The organism is Pseudoalteromonas sp. XMcav2-N (assembly GCF_024124545.1).
Classification (GTDB): domain Bacteria; phylum Pseudomonadota; class Gammaproteobacteria; order Enterobacterales; family Alteromonadaceae; genus Pseudoalteromonas.
Window position 1 is genome coordinate 130,677 of the sequence record NZ_JAMXSF010000005.1, and the last position, 17,664, is coordinate 148,340.

13 protein-coding genes and 1 riboswitch are annotated in these 17,664 nt (G+C 48.3%); of the genes, 6 read left to right on the forward strand and 7 right to left on the reverse strand.

Features of this window, described 5'->3' with window-relative positions; translation table 11 throughout:
* The first annotated feature begins 69 nt into the window (after window positions 1-69).
* The gene (locus NH568_RS08620; RefSeq protein ID WP_253046269.1) at window positions 70-2,736 is read left to right on the forward strand and encodes a TonB-dependent receptor; all 2,667 of its coding nucleotides are present in this window, start codon (window positions 70-72) and stop codon (window positions 2,734-2,736) included.
* A gap of 114 nt (window positions 2,737-2,850) precedes the next feature.
* On the opposite strand, the gene NH568_RS08625 is transcribed toward NH568_RS08620, so the two are convergent.
* The 4 genes from NH568_RS08625 to NH568_RS08640 all read right to left on the reverse strand — a co-directional run bounded on the left by NH568_RS08625 (window position 2,851) and on the right by NH568_RS08640 (window position 8,130).
* The gene (locus tag NH568_RS08625) at window positions 2,851-3,432 is read right to left on the reverse strand and encodes a DUF4136 domain-containing protein (protein WP_253046270.1); all 582 of its coding nucleotides are present in this window, start codon (window positions 3,430-3,432) and stop codon (window positions 2,851-2,853) included.
* A 107-nt stretch (window positions 3,433-3,539) separates the two neighbouring features.
* Entirely contained in the window at window positions 3,540-6,317 is a 2,778-nt protein-coding gene (locus tag NH568_RS08630) for an ATPase (RefSeq protein ID WP_253046271.1), read from the reverse strand.
* Window positions 6,314-6,865, reverse strand: a complete 552-nt coding sequence (locus NH568_RS08635) for a hypothetical protein (RefSeq protein ID WP_054016843.1) — start codon at window positions 6,863-6,865, stop codon at window positions 6,314-6,316. The genes NH568_RS08630 and NH568_RS08635 overlap by 4 nt, the downstream gene beginning before the upstream one ends.
* Window positions 6,866-6,873: 8 nt before the next feature.
* Entirely contained in the window at window positions 6,874-8,130 is a 1,257-nt protein-coding gene (locus NH568_RS08640; RefSeq protein WP_253046272.1) for a hypothetical protein, read from the reverse strand.
* Between the two features lie 157 nt (window positions 8,131-8,287).
* Here NH568_RS08640 and nhaD point away from each other — a divergent pair, with 157 nt between their 5' ends.
* From nhaD to NH568_RS08660, 4 genes are all read left to right on the forward strand, one after another.
* Complete coding sequence (gene nhaD, locus NH568_RS08645) at window positions 8,288-9,535, forward strand: sodium:proton antiporter NhaD (protein WP_253046273.1); 1,248 nt, start codon at window positions 8,288-8,290, stop codon at window positions 9,533-9,535.
* 117 nt (window positions 9,536-9,652) lie between these two features.
* Window positions 9,653-9,826: riboswitch (Lysine riboswitch) on the forward strand.
* 84 nt (window positions 9,827-9,910) lie between these two features.
* Window positions 9,911-11,257: a lysine-sensitive aspartokinase 3 gene (lysC, locus tag NH568_RS08650; RefSeq protein WP_253046274.1), complete on the forward strand. Its 1,347-nt coding sequence runs from the start codon at window positions 9,911-9,913 to the stop codon at window positions 11,255-11,257.
* A 90-nt stretch (window positions 11,258-11,347) separates the two neighbouring features.
* A complete protein-coding gene (locus NH568_RS08655) occupies window positions 11,348-11,878 on the forward strand; it encodes a DUF924 family protein (protein WP_253046275.1) in 531 nt (176 codons plus the stop codon).
* Window positions 11,879-12,061: 183 nt separating this feature from the next.
* Window positions 12,062-13,387 carry a sodium-dependent transporter gene (locus NH568_RS08660; RefSeq protein WP_253046276.1) on the forward strand — a complete coding sequence of 442 codons (1,326 nt, stop codon included), beginning with the start codon at window positions 12,062-12,064 and terminating at the stop codon, window positions 13,385-13,387.
* Between the two features lie 220 nt (window positions 13,388-13,607).
* Here the strand turns inward: NH568_RS08660 and NH568_RS08665 are convergent, their stop codons facing one another.
* Together NH568_RS08665 and NH568_RS08670 are read right to left on the reverse strand one after the other, a co-directional pair.
* On the reverse strand, window positions 13,608-14,585 hold the full coding sequence (locus NH568_RS08665; RefSeq protein WP_253046277.1) for a 2-hydroxyacid dehydrogenase: 978 nt from the start codon (window positions 14,583-14,585) through the stop codon (window positions 13,608-13,610).
* Entirely contained in the window at window positions 14,551-15,066 is a 516-nt protein-coding gene (locus tag NH568_RS08670; protein ID WP_138546785.1) for a glutathione peroxidase, read from the reverse strand. The genes NH568_RS08665 and NH568_RS08670 overlap by 35 nt, the downstream gene beginning before the upstream one ends.
* A gap of 132 nt (window positions 15,067-15,198) precedes the next feature.
* On the opposite strand from NH568_RS08670, the gene NH568_RS08675 reads away from it, so the two are divergent.
* A complete protein-coding gene (locus NH568_RS08675; RefSeq protein WP_253046278.1) occupies window positions 15,199-16,083 on the forward strand; it encodes an NAD(P)-dependent oxidoreductase in 885 nt (294 codons plus the stop codon).
* Window positions 16,084-16,150: 67 nt separating this feature from the next.
* Here the strand turns inward: NH568_RS08675 and NH568_RS08680 are convergent, their stop codons facing one another.
* Window positions 16,151-17,497, reverse strand: coding sequence for a dicarboxylate/amino acid:cation symporter (locus NH568_RS08680; protein WP_253046279.1), 1,347 nt, complete (start codon window positions 17,495-17,497; stop codon window positions 16,151-16,153).
* Between the last annotated feature and the right edge of the window lie 167 nt (window positions 17,498-17,664).

Consider the following 17,664-nt stretch of genomic DNA (forward strand, 5'->3'; position numbering starts at 1 on the left):
TGTGTTTTTCGTATGTTATAAAATGTTTGGTTATTACAAATATAATTAACACTATGGAGAAGAGGAAGAATGAAAAAGGGGATTACACTTACTGCACTTGCAGTCTCAACAGTACTTTCAGGTAGTTTACAGGTCGCAATGGCGGAAGAGGGTGAAGTTGAACGCATTGAGGTGACGGGGTCGCATATTAAACGTTCAGACATGGAAGGGCCTTCACCGGTTCAAACTATTTCGGCATCTGACTTGGCAGCGACGGGATCAACTGATCTGATAGGCGCTTTACAAAAGCTACCGGTTGTTGGCACGGGTACTTTTAGTACTCAGGGCAACTCCAGTGATGACACCGCCAATGGGGGGTCTAGCGTCGCGTTACGTGGCCTTGGTGCATCATCGACTCTGGTATTGATCAATGGACGCCGGGTGGCTGTTAGCCCGTTTGCAAAAGACATTGAAACGTCCTTCGTTGACTTAAACACCATTCCTGTTTCTGCGGTTAAGCGCATTGATGTACTTAAAGATGGTGCATCGGCTACATATGGTTCGGATGCGGTGGCTGGTGTTATTAACATTATTTTACGTAACGACATCGATGGCTTTGAAGTCGCGGCTAAAGTCTCTGATACCGCCGATGGTGGCGGTGAAGAGCAAAACTTTACTTTACTGTGGGGTAACTCTACCAGCAAAGGACATCACAACTTTACGCTTGATTACTTCAAACGTGGCGACGTGTTTTACTCGGATCGTGACTATACCGCAACGGCTGATCAACGTTTTCGCGGCGGGAATAATTCGCTGAGTTCATCTGGTTTTCCAGGCAGTGTTGAAGTAGAGCGTGCGTCACTGAGTGACGAACAATGGGCTCGCTTACCTGTTGTCCGTGTAGAGGATGACGGCACCCAGGTTCGTCAAACCCTGTTCGCTGACGTATGGGGTAATGATGTCTGCCCGGCGGAGATGATAATCGGGGATGTATGTCGCTATGACTATGCGCCGCATATGAGCCTGGTGCCCTCAACCGAGCGAGTGACTTTTAACTACAATGGTGTCCAGGAGATCATGGACGGTGTTGAAGGCTTTGCAGAGTTTTCGGCGCAGCATGCCTCAACCTTCATTCAGGGTGCCGGTAGCCCGAGTTTTACTGAGCTGACAATGGCGGGTGACAACCCCAACCACCCGTTAGCTGATCAGCCTGATCACTTCCTTCATGGTGTAGACATCTCAATGCGACGCCGCACCGTAGACATTGGTAACCGTAAAAAAGACGTGGACTCAGAATACTATCGTGCCGTGATGGGGATGCGTGGTCAGTGGCAGGATTGGGAGTGGGAATTTGCATACTCGGCTATCCGCTCCAGTGCTGTTGAAAAAGGCTTTGACGGCTTCCCGAATAAACGCCTTGCTCAACAAGCCATTGATGAAGGCCGCTGGAACCCATTTGAGCCCAGCACTAATACACAGGAAGGATTAGATTTCTTTGAAACGACGACAACCCGTTATGGCTCTTCGACCATGCAATCTCTGGATGGCACCATTTCCGGTGAGCTATTTGAACTTGGTGATGGTTATGTCTCTGCGGCGTTCGGTTTTGAGCACCGCTATGAAAAAATTGAAGATAACCCGGATAGCCAGTACCTTCGGGGCGAAATCTTTGGTACCGAAGCGACACAAGCCAATGGTGATCGGGACAATACCGCGGTCTTTGCGGAATTTAGCGCGCCATTACTGGATAACCTTGAACTTCAGTTAGCACTGCGCCACGAGGATTACAGTGATTTTGGTAATACCACAGACCCTAAAATCGCTTTTCGCTGGACACCCATAGATTCTGTTGTGGTACGAGGTTCCTGGGGGACTGCATTCCGCGCGCCTTCACTCGTTCAGTTACACTTGGGGCGCACCGACGAATCGCCCAGCGTAATCGACAAAGAGCGTTGTAAGCAAACAGGCGCAGATGTGGATTGTTCGCCTACCGAATATACCGCCATCGTTGCCGGTAATAAGCAATTGCAACCGGAAGAGTCGGAGAACTTTAACCTGGGTGTGATCTGGCAGGCGACGGACACCTTTAGCATTGGGGTAGACTACTGGAATTATGATCAGGAAGACTTGATCAAGAAAATTGGTGCGCAAAAGCTGGTCGACTGTTGCGGTACCGATCCCAATCTGGTTGTGCGCGCTCCTAGCCAGGGCAGCACCTTAGGCCGTATCCTGACAATTAATGATACCTTCGTGAACATTGGTGGTCGTGAAACGGACGGTCTGGATTTAGACATCGAATACTTGCTCAACACTTCTGATATGGGTGAGTTCCGCTTTAACTACAACCTCACTTATACACTGAACTTTGAAGAGCAGTCGTTTGAAAGTGATGATGACGGAAATACCAGTACCGTAGTTGAAGACCTGAATGGTGAGTACCAGCATCCGAAATACCGCTGGACAGCCGGGGTTGACTGGTCAATGGATGATTTTGTTGCCAACCTGAGCTTTAACTATGTGGACAAGAACCTGGACCTGGCCGACAGCAACGGGGATAAATATGAAATTGATTCCTGGACGACGGTTGATACCAGCGTAAGCTATGTCGGCTACGACAAACTAACCGTGACTTTAGGTGCATCAAACCTGTTGAATGAAGAGGCGCCACTGGCTCCGTCTGAATCTATGGGTATTGATAATAAGACCCACAGCGCCTTGGGTCGCCAGATGTATCTGAAGTTTGGCTATCAGTTTTAATTAACGTTGTAAAAGTGCAAAAAGCCAGTGCTATAGAAAGACGCACTGGCTTTTTTGTGGTTGTTTATACCAATTTGCTCCGTCACATTAAACTGGTATTAAGTGAAATTGGTATCAATGCTGCACTTTAGGCGGGAAATTCGCCAGGATCTCAGCAATGGTTTTATTAACAGAGTCGGTTCGTTGCTCTGGTGTTTGCTTTACGCGTAAACGGCTTTCTTTTGCACCGCGCCAGACTAACTGATTAGAAGTACGATCAATGATGTCAACCACCAGAGTGCCGACTTTATATTCCCGAGTGGTCGTGTGGTGATCAACACCCCATCCCCAGTAGCTCCAGCGTGCACCATAACTGACTTTAAAGGTGTCTACTTCAAGCTTTTTATCCACTGCAACGTGGTAGTTGATTAGTATATCCGCAGCAGGTGCATCCACCAGCCTGAAGCCCTGTTTTGCCATTTGCTCGGTAATGGCGTTACGAATGCGTTTTTCCATCAGCCCGTTGATTTGGTAATTTTGCGGACGAGCTTTTAAGCTCGCTTCGGTTGACCAGGCATAGGTTTTATAGTTGGTAAATTCTACCGACTTGTCATAGTCCCAGTCTGGCGTGGTACCACAGGCACTGAGCATCAGTAAACTTGCCACAACGGCAAAGGTTCTGGTGCTGGCAAGGTGCTTTTTGAGTTGGTTCAGCATGGCTTACTCCTTAAAAACATAAAATCTAACGCGTACCTTAGTATACGACAGTTAAAACGCTAAGATCATCACAAAAAAAGGGCACTAAAGTGTGCCCTGATTTTATCTTAACTGTGTTCGACTTCGATCCAGTCTTTTTCGTCAACCCAGTTCTGGCTGCCCTGGTTGACGCTGCGGATTGGCACCAGGTAGTCACAACTGATCTGAGGTTTGACCGAAGCGAAAATCGGTACAAAACCGAAGCTGAGGGCGGTTTCGATGATCGCCTTCTGGTTTTGCGGGTCGATGTCGGCCGCTTCATCAATGTAAATCGGAATACGATACATCGCCTGCTCCTGATCGGAGAGCAGGTAACGGATAAATAACATACCACACAACAACTTAATGGTGATCCGTGTACCGTTCGAACCGGCAGAGTCAATCTTATCAAAGTGCTCGGTATCGCCTGCGCGGTTAACCACCTCAAAACGGATATCAAACAGGTCGGTCAGTGTCAGGCCGGCTTTATCACTGGCCAGTTTGATAATGTGATCTTTGGCCTCATTAACGGCGTTACTGTCGGCTGGCTGCTCGCTTAGTAAGTCAAAGCTCTCGCCTTGCTCGTACAAGTCGGAGGTTGCGATAATGGTATCTATGCTCTCGACCAGCATTTTTCTTGGGATCACATTGATCTTAAAGGCTTTAAGGTTCGAGATGCGGTGCTGACTAATACCCTTATTAAAGCTGTTCATTTCCCGGCGCAGGCGATCTAAGTCTTCACGCAGGCCCTTAATGGTCGCTGCAACTTCAGTCAGGGCTACGCGGGCCTGACGCTCTACCGCATCGCGCTCATTGTCTATGTTGTGATAGGCGCTGATCAGCTTGGCGTATTTTGTCGCGTCGTCCGTTTCGTTGTCGAACTTGGTAATACCGGCATTGTAAATGTGCAAATAAGTATTGCGCACATTGACATCCAGGTTACGCAGCTCCTGACAGTCTTTGTTGAACTGATGGATCACTTCCGCCAGGTTGTCAAAATCCAGATTGATCTCGACCGGGTAGGGGGTTTGTTTACCACTATACAAGTCCAGCGTGTGGTCGATGCGCTCCGTCTTCACTTGCTTAAGGCGATCCGCCTGGCGCAGGATCAAATCTTGTTTGCTTTTGATGATAGAGCGGCGATCGGAAATCGACCCGGCATTACGCTGAACATCTTGCAGGTAGTCGTCGACCTGCTCACGTTCTGCTTGCAGTTGATCCTGCAATGCCTGCTGTGCTTCTGCCGACTGCGCCATGGTCTGGAATTGCTCAAAGCGCTTCATTGCGGCTTCGGTGGCCATCAATTCATCGTACAGGGCATCACGCTCTTGCTGTTTTTCGGCAACGTTTGCAGCGACATCACGCTGTTGTTTTAGCTCTTGTAATGACTGTTGCAAAGCATCCAGCTGTGCCTGCAGCTGTGTCTTGTTTTCGCCGCTTTGCATTTGTACCGGCGCCAGCTTTTTCAGCTTGATGGTGGCACCGGGCAGTTTAAGTTCGCCGCCTTTGACCGCCGCAGACAACTGCGCGAGGAAATCACCGAAGGCATCGTCGTCACTGATCTCAACTTCGCCCTTACCTGTGGTAGCAAAAGACAAAATATCCGGGTTAAGAATACGAGAGATCTCTTCGACTTCTTTGAGTGACAGGTCTTCACGCATTCGGGTAAAGAGGTTGAACTCCAGATTTTTAAGCTGTAGCTTCAGGCTCTTGATTTGCTTTTGTGTTTCGCCAATCCGGTAATCCAGGGTATGTAGACTCTGGCCCTGAGCACTGTTAATCGAGAACGACAGTTGCTCGTACTCCTTTTTCAGCAGCGTCAGGTTGGTTTTCAGCGTGGCATGATTGGTCAGCTCAAATTCGGATTTGAGCGCGTGATAGTCGGTAAACCATTGCTCAATCTGAGTTTGTTTACGTTCAATATCGCGGGACTGCTGCACATAGAGCTGTTGCTTTTCTTCAAAGTCGCGTTTTTCCTGCTCGATGTTTTCAAGCTGATCATTAAGCTCGCCAATTTGGCTCTGCTGATACTCATCAAATTCCACAATGGCTTTGTCGAGCTTTGGCGCATAGGCGGCAAGTTTGCCCTTGAGTGTGGCTTCGCCTTCGATCATTTGTTCCAGCGCAGCTATGGGTTCCTGCATAGACTCCAGTGCGTTCAGCTCACGGCGAGCGCGATTGACTTTATCAAAAGCACGACGCCACACTTCATAGAAGTCGACTTTGGAGTTGGACATATGACGTTCAAATACCTTGAGCATAAAACGTTTTACGTCATGGGCACCCAGTTTGTGCAGGTTCAGGATGCGGCGGAAGATCTCTTTATATACTGCGGCATCCTGAACATTATTCAGCGGGATCATCTTGAGGTTAATGTCACCGTCATATGGCGTTGCGCCGCCTGTCAATAATGCATTCAGCTCCGCGGCTTTTAACTCAACAGGGTTAAAACCTTTTTCCTGCAAGTGATTGAACAGTTTAGTGTATTTTATGATGCTTTTGCCCTGGGTAAAGTCATCCAGGTTTAGCTTGCCGTTATAGCAAAAGAACTGATGCGCGTAACCGGCAATTTTACCCAAGCCCGCGACGCCAATCACTACGTCCCCATGGGGCAGGTTGGCTTCAAGCAGGATATAAGATTGGTCACTTGAAAAGTAGAATTTGCGGGTTTCTTCCAGATCGTGACCATCCCATTCGGTCAGGCGTAAATCGTTGATCAGCGGAAACTGCAAGGCATTGATAACCGAACTTTTACCTGTGTTGTTCGGGGCACAGATAGATGCACTTTTATCGAGTGGGATCACACACTTGGCATAACCGGCAGTGTTGAGCAGGGCCAGTTTACTGAGACCATACAGCTTGTTCATACTTCATCCTCAAGTGTGTCGTAATTGTCTTCGTTCACTTCCATCAGCGCATCGATATAACGATAAACTGGCGCCAGCAGCGAAAAGCCTTGCTCTACTTCGCGGGCCAGTCCCAGGCGCACCATGCGCAGGCACACGTCTTTACGTAGATCTGAGCCTGAGAAAATCTCCAGCTGATCAAACAGGTGCTTGTTAAGCTGTACCAGAGTCTGCATCAGCTCCAGGTCTAATACTTCGTCAAACAGGGCGCGCAAAGGATCTTTACCCTGGTTGGCGAAATGCTCGATCAAGATAAATACGGTCAGCGCGATGGCCCGGGAGATCTTACCCATGTTGGGGGTGCTTTCGTCGCTGGCCAGATAATAAAAGCCACGGCTATCGTGTTGCAGGTCGTGGCCAAGCGCGCTGAACAGCGCCTGGTAAGACTCAATGTGCTGGTCCAGTTCCTGCCACTGTGTGGTGTCCTGTTCGCTGATGTGGTAGCCACTGACCAATTTCTTATTGATCGCCTGTAACTGGCTAAGTTCGTCTAGATTAATCTGTGTCATGGTGATTACTAATTGTGGTTATCTGTTTGCTTGTCCGTTGCACTGAACGGATAAAGTCGAATGCGGGTGTTGGCGATTTGCATCGTTTGCTGTTGCTCATCCTGGGCGATGTCCAGTTCAGGGTCGCTGATCAGTTTTTGGTACAGGAACAGCATTTCATCGGCTTCCAGAGCCGGGTATTGTTCGTTCAGGAAGCCAAGCAGGGCGGTGCGCTTTTTGCCAGACCCTTTAAACGATTTACGCACATCCGAATAGTCGGGAATGTTAGGGCTCTGATAAGCAGGCACATCCTGCTGATCGGGTAGCTGATATTCTTCGTGTTCAAACTCGCTGAGGCTGGCCATATAAGCCACCATATGGCGCTGCTGGCCGAGGCTGAAACGCTGAATGTCTGAGACAAAATGCGGCTGTACCGGTGCGAGCATACGATCAACGCCATTTTTACGGATCAGGCCTAATACCTTGGCCGCCTGGCGAGTGATAAGCGTGTTGCGTCTGAGCTCTTCACGCAGTGGCATCAACATATCGGCACTTTTACCTAAACTTTCACGACCGATCAGATGCATATCGAGGATCCGGGTACGCAGTTGTTCAAGCATACGTTTGTCTTGTGCACCCCGGCCCAGTTGCTCAATTTGCGCAATTTGTTCACTGATCTGATGTTCTATGGTGGTAAAACAGGCCTGAAAGGGGCCATGAATATCCACCATTGCCAGCATAGGTTCGATGTATTCGTCAAATGCCTCAATTACAGCCCGGTAGCGTTTTTGCAAAGACAGGTTGCCCTGATCGGACTTTGCCTGTTCAACCAGATTCATGATGGCGCTTTCATTATGGTGATAGAGTTTGACGATTTTACGTACCCGTTCATCCATAATACGACTGAAACGGCGCAGTTCACTGTGGTCGCCCTCATCACCGGCCTGCGCTAAGCGTTCGCCCAGACGTTGCAGATCTTTGACTAATACTGTGATCTCTTCGGCAAGGCCAAGATGTTCTTCTTGTAACAAAAAGCTGGCAAAGTCGGCCACAGCACGGTTAATTTCGAGCTGTGACGATTTGGCCAGAGGAATAATAATTTCCTGATTGAGCAAGCGATTGGTTTCTTTATAGATGCGTTCACTTGACCAGTTGGGATTTTTTAGTTTGATGATGTTTTGCACATCTTTGAGGCTGAAATCGGCCATCTTAAAGCGTTTAAAAAGCAGCTCCAGGACGCCCCAGTGTTCATTCAGCGTATTTAATACTTTTTTGGCTGGGATCATAGCTTTCCAGTGTGTATCAATTTTGTGACGGTATCAGGTAAGAAAATTGTCATAATGTGTAACTACTCGTGGCACAGAATGCGGCTAAGTGATAGACTCCGCGCCGATTACGTTACCCTTCACAATTTTTACTTTTAATTACAGGTTGTTTACGCGTATGGTCACGCCCATTATCCTAACCCTGATAGCGGTCGCATTTGTGCTTATCGTTATAGAGGATATTATCCATGTAAACAAGGCCAAAACGACCCTTTTTTTTGGCACTTTATGTTGGATTATCCTATTTATCTCTCCGATCCATGGCGAAAGCTCAGAAACTATACAACATCAGCTCGATCACAACATACTTGAAATCGCTACCTTGTGGTTATTCTTGATGGCGGCGATGACTTTTGTTGCCTATCTGAACTCCAAAGGTTTTATTCAAAACATTGTCCATCGGGTGATGCCTACCCAGATCAGTGAACGCAAAATGATGTTCCTGGTGGGTGGATTTGCTTTCTTGTTTTCTTCGATTTCAGACAATATTACCGCAACGCTTATCTCGCTGGCCGTAGTGATGTCGCTGAAACTCGATCCGAAGAAACTTATCAAGTATGCCACATTGATCATCTTTAGTGTTAACTCGGGTGGTGTGTCTTTGATCACCGGTGATGTGACCACACTGATGATTTTTCTGGCTGGTAAGGTGACCATTCCGGACTTACTATTGCTGGTAGCCCCTTCCATTGTCAGCGTACTCTTGCTGGCGACGCTGTTGTCCATGGGCATGAAAGACCAGCTGGTATTTGAAAAGCAAGCGCTACGCAGGATAGAGAAAACGGACATCACGATTGCGGTGATCTTTATGACGACCGTACTCACCACGCTGTTTCTGAGCGTACAATATCAGGTTCCTCCTATGCTGACTTTCCTGTGTGGCCTGTCGGTGATGTTTTTGATGGCCCAGTTTTTGATGCGCAAGAAAGACGTTAATAAAAAGATCATCGATTATATTCGTGAAATTGAGTACGACACCTTGCTGTTTTTTGTGGGTGTACTTCTGCTGGTTGGGGCGCTAAAAGAGGTGGGTGTCCTTAATATGTTCACTCAGCTGTATGAGTTCGTTGACCCTCAGTATGCCAGCTATCTGGTGGGCCTGATGAGTGCAGCAGTGGATAACGTACCACTGACGGCCGCTTTGCTCAAAGCAGACATCGTTATGAGCCCGCAGCAATGGCTGACCTTTACCTATGCGACAGGTGTGGGCGGCTCTATGCTGATCATCGGCTCGGCGGCTGGGATCATAGCAATGAGTAAAGTAAAGGCTCTAACCTTTACGAGTTACTTAAGAATGAGCCTGTATTTGTTAATTGCCTACACGGCAGGTTATGCCGGTGCTTTCTTTATGGGGCAATTTATTTAATCTTTGATGACAGGGTCAATTTTATACTTGACACCTAGACGTCTAAAAGATACCTTTTTCAAGCCCGCTCAAAATGCGGGCTTTTATTTTGCCGGGATTCAGTTAAATTCCGGCAAAATAAACAGAAGAGGCGCGATGCTTAGGTAGCTGATGTGAGGTGACGATAACCCGTGACCATCAGTGAGGGAGGTACTCGCCGAGGAAAACCATGCTACGTCGGCATGATTTTTCGGTCCTGGAGGTTGAATCCTCGGGACTGTCACCGTTTTCAGGTGGAGAGCTTCTGGCAGAGGTCATTTCTTTATGGTTAGTCCATCCTATTGCCAAGTTCTCCTTATTGATGTTGATCGCCGCGTGTGATCCCAAGGAGATAAAATGAATTCCCAGTATGTCGTTGCTAAATTTGGCGGCACCAGTGTTGCAAACTTCGAAGCCATGCAGCGATGCGCCGCAATTATCCATGACAACCCCGATGTTCGTGTGGTCGTCGTCAGTGCCAGTGCCGGTGTGACGAATCACCTGGTGACTCTGACCCAACAAAAAGTCGATGCGGCTGAGCGCGAGGCGCTGTTTCAGTCTGTTATGGAGATCCAGCAGGACATTCTGGCATGCCTGACACTCGATACAGACCTGGAAGCGGGTTTTAATGAAACAAAAGAGGCTTTTTATACGCTGGCTCAATTACCCGCGCTGGATGCGCAACAATGTGACGAGATGCTGAGCTTTGGAGAGCGGTTTTCTTCTTATTTGTTCACTCAGGTACTCAGAAACTTAGGGGTTACCAGCAGCCGTTTTGATGTACGCCAGGTACTTAAAACCGACCGTCAGTTTGGTAAAGCCGTACCTGACATGGCAGCAACGCGCGACGCAGCCATGACCCATCTGACACCGCAACTTTCAAAACAGGTGGTGGTGACTCAGGGCTTTATTGGTAGCGATAATCAGGGTCAAACCACCACATTAGGGCGGGGTGGCTCGGATTACAGTGCGGCGCTACTTGCCGAGGCTATTGCGGCGCAAAGCGTACACATCTGGACAGATGTTGTGGGTATCTTCAGCACCGACCCGCGTCTTTGCCACAAAGCACGGCCGATTGCCCGGCTGAGTTTTGATGAGGCTGCCGAAATGGCCACCTTCGGTGCCAAAGTATTGCACCCGGCTACTATCTTGCCGGCCAGTCGCAGTGGCATTTCGGTATTTGTTGGCTCGAGCAGAGATCCCCATGCCGGTGGCACCTGGATTGAAAAGAATAACCGCTCTGAGCCGGGTATTCGCGCGGTCACACAGCGCAAGAACCAAATCTTGCTGACCCTGAAAAGCCCCGAAATGCTGTTAGCCAGTGGTTTTCTGGCACGCATCTTCACTATTTTAAGTGCACACAATATCTCGGTTGACCTGGTTACTACCTCGGAGATCAGCGTTGCCTTGACGCTCGACAATGCTCCGAACGCCACGCGCCCGGAACTGGCGCAGGCTTGTCTGGATGAGCTGGGTGAGTTTTGTCAGGTCAGTGTTGAGAACAATCTCACCCTGGTGGCCATGATTGGCTCTGAAATTCAGTTGCGCCATGGTGAAGCGAGCCTGATGCAGGTACTGGCTGATTTTAATATTCGCTTGATCTGCCACGGGGCGAGCCGCCATAACCTGTGCTTTTTAGTTGAACAAACCGAATCGGACGCCGTGGTTCAGGCTATCCATAGCCGTTTACTTGAAGCTGCATAAACCAGACGCATGCCAAGTCTGACTGGACACATTATCAGGAGCGGGTAATACTCGCTCTGAGACCAAAATTACTTACTCACAGGTGTGTCCATGGAATATCAGGAAGTTTATCAGTTCTGGTTTGTTGAATGTCAGGAGCAGGACTGGTGGCAAAAATCGACCCAGTTTGATAACAAAATTACAGCCAGATTTGCACAGTTGCACCAGCAGGCCACGGCTGGGGAGCTAGCCGAGTGGCGCAAAACTGCGGTCGGGGCGCTGTGCGAGATCATTGTACTGGATCAGTTTTCCCGCAATATGTTTCGTGATACACCCGCTGCCTTTGCCAGCGACCCTTTGGCATTGTGCCTGGCACAACATGCCATTGAAAAAGGCTTTGATCTGCAGCTGGAGAAAACCCAGCGCACTTTTATGTACTTACCTTTCATGCACAGTGAGAGCCTTAAAGTACATCAGCAGGCAGATGCCTTGTTTAAGTCTTTCCCCAATTACGAGTTTGAGCTGGCGCACAAAAAAATTATTGAACAGTTTGGCCGTTACCCCCATCGCAATGCCATTTTAGGCAGGGAGTCGAGCCCCGAAGAATTGGCTTTTTTGCAAACGCCCGGTTCGAGTTTTTAAGCCAGGTTCTGAGATGTTTATGGGTTTGCTACACCATGTCAGTAAGCACAATACCGTCCTGATTTGAGCGCGCAAATGCGCGCCATTTCTGGCTGTTCCGATTTGCTCTAACTGACACTCGCAATTTGTTTACAAGTGCGTATAATCGCCATTCTACAACAATAATTAACTTGGCATTCGATTATGGCTCAAGTGCGTGAAGGTTTTCAAAGCCGTCTGGGCTTTGTGTTAGCGGCAGCCGGTGCGGCAGTCGGACTTGGTAATATTTGGGGGTTTCCCACTCAGGCAGCGAACCACGGTGGTGGGGCGTTTCTGCTGGTCTATTTTATCGTTATTTTCTTACTGGCATTACCGGCTTTGTACACCGAGTTGTATTTGGGCCATCAGGCACAGGCCAACCCGGTTAAAGCATTGAAACAAGCCTGGCAGGAAAAGCAGCCTAAAATTGGTGCATCTGCGGGTTACATCGGCCTTGCCGGTGCCATTGTGATGCTCAGTTTCTATTCTATTGTAGCCGGCTGGATGTTGGCACATTCGCTCGAGCCGCTTGCACGTTTAGTTGGCTGGAATGAAGCCAGTGCTTTTCTGTCCGGTGATTCGACCTTACGGAATTTTATATTTACCCCACTGATGCTGCTGCTGACGGCTGGCATTATATTACAGGGGGTGAAGTCCGGAATTGAAACCTGGTCACGTCGACTTATGCCAGTGCTACTTATGCTGTTGGTGGCGCTGATTGCGTATATGGGTACGTTAGAAGGTGCTGCTGCCGGGTTTAAAGCATACCTTGTGCCTGATTTTAGCAAAATTGGCGATCCTGAATTGATCATCGCTGCCATGGGACAGGCGTTTTTCTCATTGTCTCTGGGGGTTGGCTGTATGATGATTTATGGCTCTTATCTGAGACCAAATGAGAACCTACCAAAACTGACCTTTAGCGTTGCGATGTTGGATACTGGTGTGGCGTTTCTGGCAGGACTTTTGATCATTCCGGCTTTATTTATTGCCCAGAATAATGGTGTGGAAGTTTTCCAAAATGGCAAACTGGTCGGCGAGGGCAGGCTTATCTTTGCCATTCTGCCTGAGTTGTTTGCAACCATGGGCGAGATAGGTTTGTTCGTCGGACTGACGTTCTTTGTGCTGATGTCGATAGCCTCACTGACATCCACGATTTCGTCAACCGAAATTCCGGTGTCGTTCCTGGTCGAAAATCATGGCTTTAAGCGCTCACAGGCAACATGGCTGGTGACTTTTGTACTGTTGATAAGCTCAGGCGCTATTATTCTTAATTTCGACTGGCTGTTTGGCTTGGTGATCCAGATTCTAACTCATTACCAGTTACCACTGATGGGCTTGTTCTATTTTATCACGGTAGGCTGGGTATGGCGTCGTGGTAACCAGCTGGCACTGGAATGCAGTGGCAAGATGTACTGGTTTGCCCAGTATGTACGCTTCGTCTGCCCAGTGCTGATGACAGCCGTTTTTGCTAATGTGGCTTTCTTTAAGTAACAGCAGTAGCTTGAATGCAGAAAGCCTGGCGATGCCAGGCTTTTTTGTAGGTATAATACCAATTTCACTTAATACCTGTTCTATTTGAGGGAGCAAATATGACGCTAACGGCGTTAAAAATTTCTCATTTAGAACAACTAAATAGCAAAATTTTTGCCTTGTTATCGACCCTATTTTCTCGCCTCAAAATTAAACACTTAATTAAGCAAATTGGTATAAATCAAACCTGATTTTCCAGCGCTTGTCCCGTGCGAATGGCGTTGAGGTTAGTCACTGTGGTATGGGCGATTTCGGTTAAGGCTTCTTTGGTGAAAAACCCCTGGTGTCCTGTGATAAGCACGTTCTGAAAGCTTGCCAGACGCATAAAGACATCGTCCTGAATGACCTCATTGCTGCGGTTTTTAAAAAACAATTCCGATTCCTGTTCATACACATCCAGGCCAAGGTAGCCGAGCTTTCTGGATTTCAAGGCGCGAATACAGGCCTTGCTGTCTACCAGCGCACCGCGGCTGGTGTTTATCAGCATCACGCCCTGTTTCATTTTGTCAAATGCCGCGTCGTCAATCATGTGATGCGTGGCCTCTGTCAGCGGGCAGTGCAAGGTGACAATGTCACTTTGCTCAAGCAGCATATCCAGAGAAACCTGAGTGTAAGAGCCTTCCCCGATATTCGGGTCGTACACCAGCACGTGGGCGCCGAAGCCATTGAGAATAGCAACCAGTGCCTGGCCTATTTTACCACAGCCAATGATACCGACGGTTTTGTTGTGCAGGTTAAAACCCAGTAAACCGTTGAGATCAAAATTATCTTCTCGTACCCGGTTGTAGGCTTTATGAGTTTTACGGCTCAGTGTCAGCATCAGGGCAATACAATGCTCGGCCACGGCTTCAGGGCTGTAGGCTGGCACACGTACGACTTTAATGCCCAAGGCGTGGGCCGCTTCGATATCGACATTGTTAAAGCCTGCACAACGCAGTGCGACACTCTGAACGCCCAGCTCAGCGAGTTCGGCCAGCACGTTGGCATCAACCTGATCGTTCACAAACACACAAATGGCATCAAACCCTTGCGCCAGTGCAACGGTTTTATCGTTCAGTGCTTGCTCAAAAAACTCAAACTCAATATCAGGAAACTGGGTAAGTGCATGCTCAAAAAATGGCAGCTCATACTTTTGCGAACTGAATAGGGCGACTCTCATTGGACACTTGACTCTCTATAATCGATTTTAAGGTTTCGGGTTTTGTCCTGGGTGCATAACGGGACAATAAAACGCCCTCTGAGTTTACTAAAAACTTAGTAAAATTCCATTTAATCGCGCGGTTTTGCGCTATTCCTCTGGTATTTACCTTGAGGTAATTAAAGAGAGGGTGGGCATCTGGGCCATTGACCAGTACTTTTTCTGAGATATGAAAACTGAGATTAAAATGCGACTGATAAAACTCTCTGAGCATTTCGTTTTCCAGCGGCTCATTACGGCCAAATTGATGGCAGGGAAAGGCAATGATTTCGAGTCCCATCGGGTGGTACTTTTTATAGAGCTTTTCCAGCGCACTGAGTTGAGGGGCAAAGCTACACTTGCTGGCGATATTGACAATCAATACGGGTCTGCCTTGCAAGGATCTGAGTGTCAGCGTCTCGCCATTCAGTAGTTTCACGCTGAAACGATATATGTTCTCCATCCTGTCAGGCTCCTTGATGTTTTTTCTTTTTAATCAATTGATTCATAGCTGGTATTTTTCATTTGCCATGCTTAGATGGCTCAGGTATAACAACTCCATCTTTCTAGCTTAACAGCCAAATAGGACAAATTTATGTCAGTCAAAGTCGCATTCATCGGATTGGGGGTGATGGGATACCCCATGGCCGGCCACTTACAACAAGCAGGTCACCAGGTCACTGTATACAACCGCACGACTGCTAAAGCACAGCGCTGGGCCGAGCAGTATCAGGGAACATATGCCCCGACACCTAAGGAGGCCGTAGCTGGTGCAGAATTGGTTTTCATGTGTGTAGGTAATGACGACGATCTCAGATCTGTGGTGTACGGCGAAGAGGGCGTTTTGGCCGGGATGGCTGCAAAGACGGTATTGATTGACCATACGACCACGTCTGCAAAAGTAGCGCGTGAGGTTGCCGAGCGTGCTGCTGCTCAAAACGTGGCGTTCCTGGATGCGCCTGTATCGGGTGGTCAGGCTGGCGCAGAAAATGGCGTACTGACGGTCATGGTGGGCGGTGAGGCAGAAGTCTTTGCTCGTGTCCAGCCTGTCATGGCGGCATTTAGCCGTTTTAGCCAGTTATTGGGTGAAGTGGGTTCTGGCCAGCTGTGTAAAATGGTGAATCAAATCTGTATCGCAGGCGTGGTGCAGGGGCTGGCTGAAGGGCTGCACTTTGCCAAACAGGCAGGACTGGATGGTGAAAAAGTGGTAGAGACCATTGCCAAGGGGGCCGCAGGGTCATGGCAGATGGAAAACCGCTATAAAACCATGCTTGCTGGCGAATATGATTTTGGTTTTGCCGTCGACTGGATGCGTAAGGATTTGGGTATTGCACTGGACGAAGCGCGCAGCAATGGTGCATCACTGTCACTGACAGCTATGGTTGATCAGTATTATGCGGATGTACAGGCGCTGGGGGGCGGTCGCTTCGATACTTCCAGTTTGTTGGCTCGCCTGGATGCAATTCACGACAAAAAATAGTTTATTTATTGGACATTAAAAAAGGCAGGGCGCTCAGGCGACCTGCCTTTTTTGTTTATGTGTTCAGTTAAGCTTTTTTAGACAGCTTTTCCAAATCCATGTTTTCTTCCAGATCTTTGGCGGCATCGGCGTCGTTAAACACATCAATATCCAGCTCGCCTTCTGACTTAGCGACCACACAGGTGACCATACAGTCGCCGGTCACATTCACCGCGGTACGAGTCATATCCAGCAGTCGGTCTACGCCCATAATGATGGCAATCCCTTCTACCGGCAGGCCAACCTGGTTCAGAACCATGGCTAACATAATCAGACCAACGCCTGGCACGCCTGCGGTACCAACTGAGGCAAGTGTGGCAGTCAGAATAACCATCAGATAGTCGCTCACAGTTAGATCAACAGCGAATACTTGTGCAATAAACACGGTTGCCACACCCTGCATAATGGCGGTGCCATCCATGTTGATGGTTGCGCCCAGTGGGACTGTGAAAGAGGCCACAGAGTTATGTGCACCAAGTTTTTTCGTCGCGGTTTCTAATGTTACTGGCATAGTAGCACTTGAACTTGAGGTACTGAATGCAAACATACACGCATCTTTCATCTTGGCCAGGAAAGTAAGCGGGCTCAGACCGGTCAGCACTTTGAGCAAAATACTGTAGTTAACAAAGGCGTGGATCAGCAAGGCAGCAACCACCACCAGGAAGTACTTACCAAGTTCTACAATCAGGTCCATTTCAATGGTGGTGAACAACTTGGCCATCAGACAGAATACACCGTAAGGGGCCAGGTTCATCAGCAAGGTAACCAGCTTGAGTACCACAGTATTCAAATCTTCAAACACCTTGGCACAACGTTTACCCGCATCGCCACTCAACGCCATGGCAATACCAAACAGCAGAGCAAAGACAATCACCTGGAGCATCTTACCGCTGGCCATTGCATTGATAGGGTTGGTCGGGAACATGCTAATAATGACCTGTGCCAGCGTAGGTGCTTGCTGTGCATCGAAGGTCGCCGTAGTCGGAATTGCGACGCCTCCACCCGGGCTAACCAGCAGTGCAAGAGAAATAGCCACAGTAATAGCGATGGCAGTGGTAGAGAGGTAAAGCAAAATGGACTTACCACCCAGACGACCCAGCTTCTTAGGATCGCTCAGGCTACAGGTACCGACCACCAGAGAAATAAAGACCAAAGGAACAACCAGCATTTTCAAACTGGCGATAAAAATCTGCCCACCGATGTGGAACAGTCCGTCTACGAAAAAGCCTTTGATTGGCAAATCGAACAGGCCCAGAGGAATCGCAACTTCGGGCTTATCGCCCAGAATGGTTTGTATCAACAGACCCAGAATAACACCCAAAACCATGCCCAGCATGATACGGGTAGTTAGGCTCATTTTTTTGTTTTGTGACATAGCCTTTGACATCGTCCTAACACTTACATTTTACAAAATCGCTATAGCCTAACAGGATAGTTGAATATGAACAGAAAAAATCGATGACAGCCGCTAAAAATTTGTGATTTTACATCCACAATTGGGTTAACATGGTGAAAATAACTCAAAATTATTAGATTGCTAGG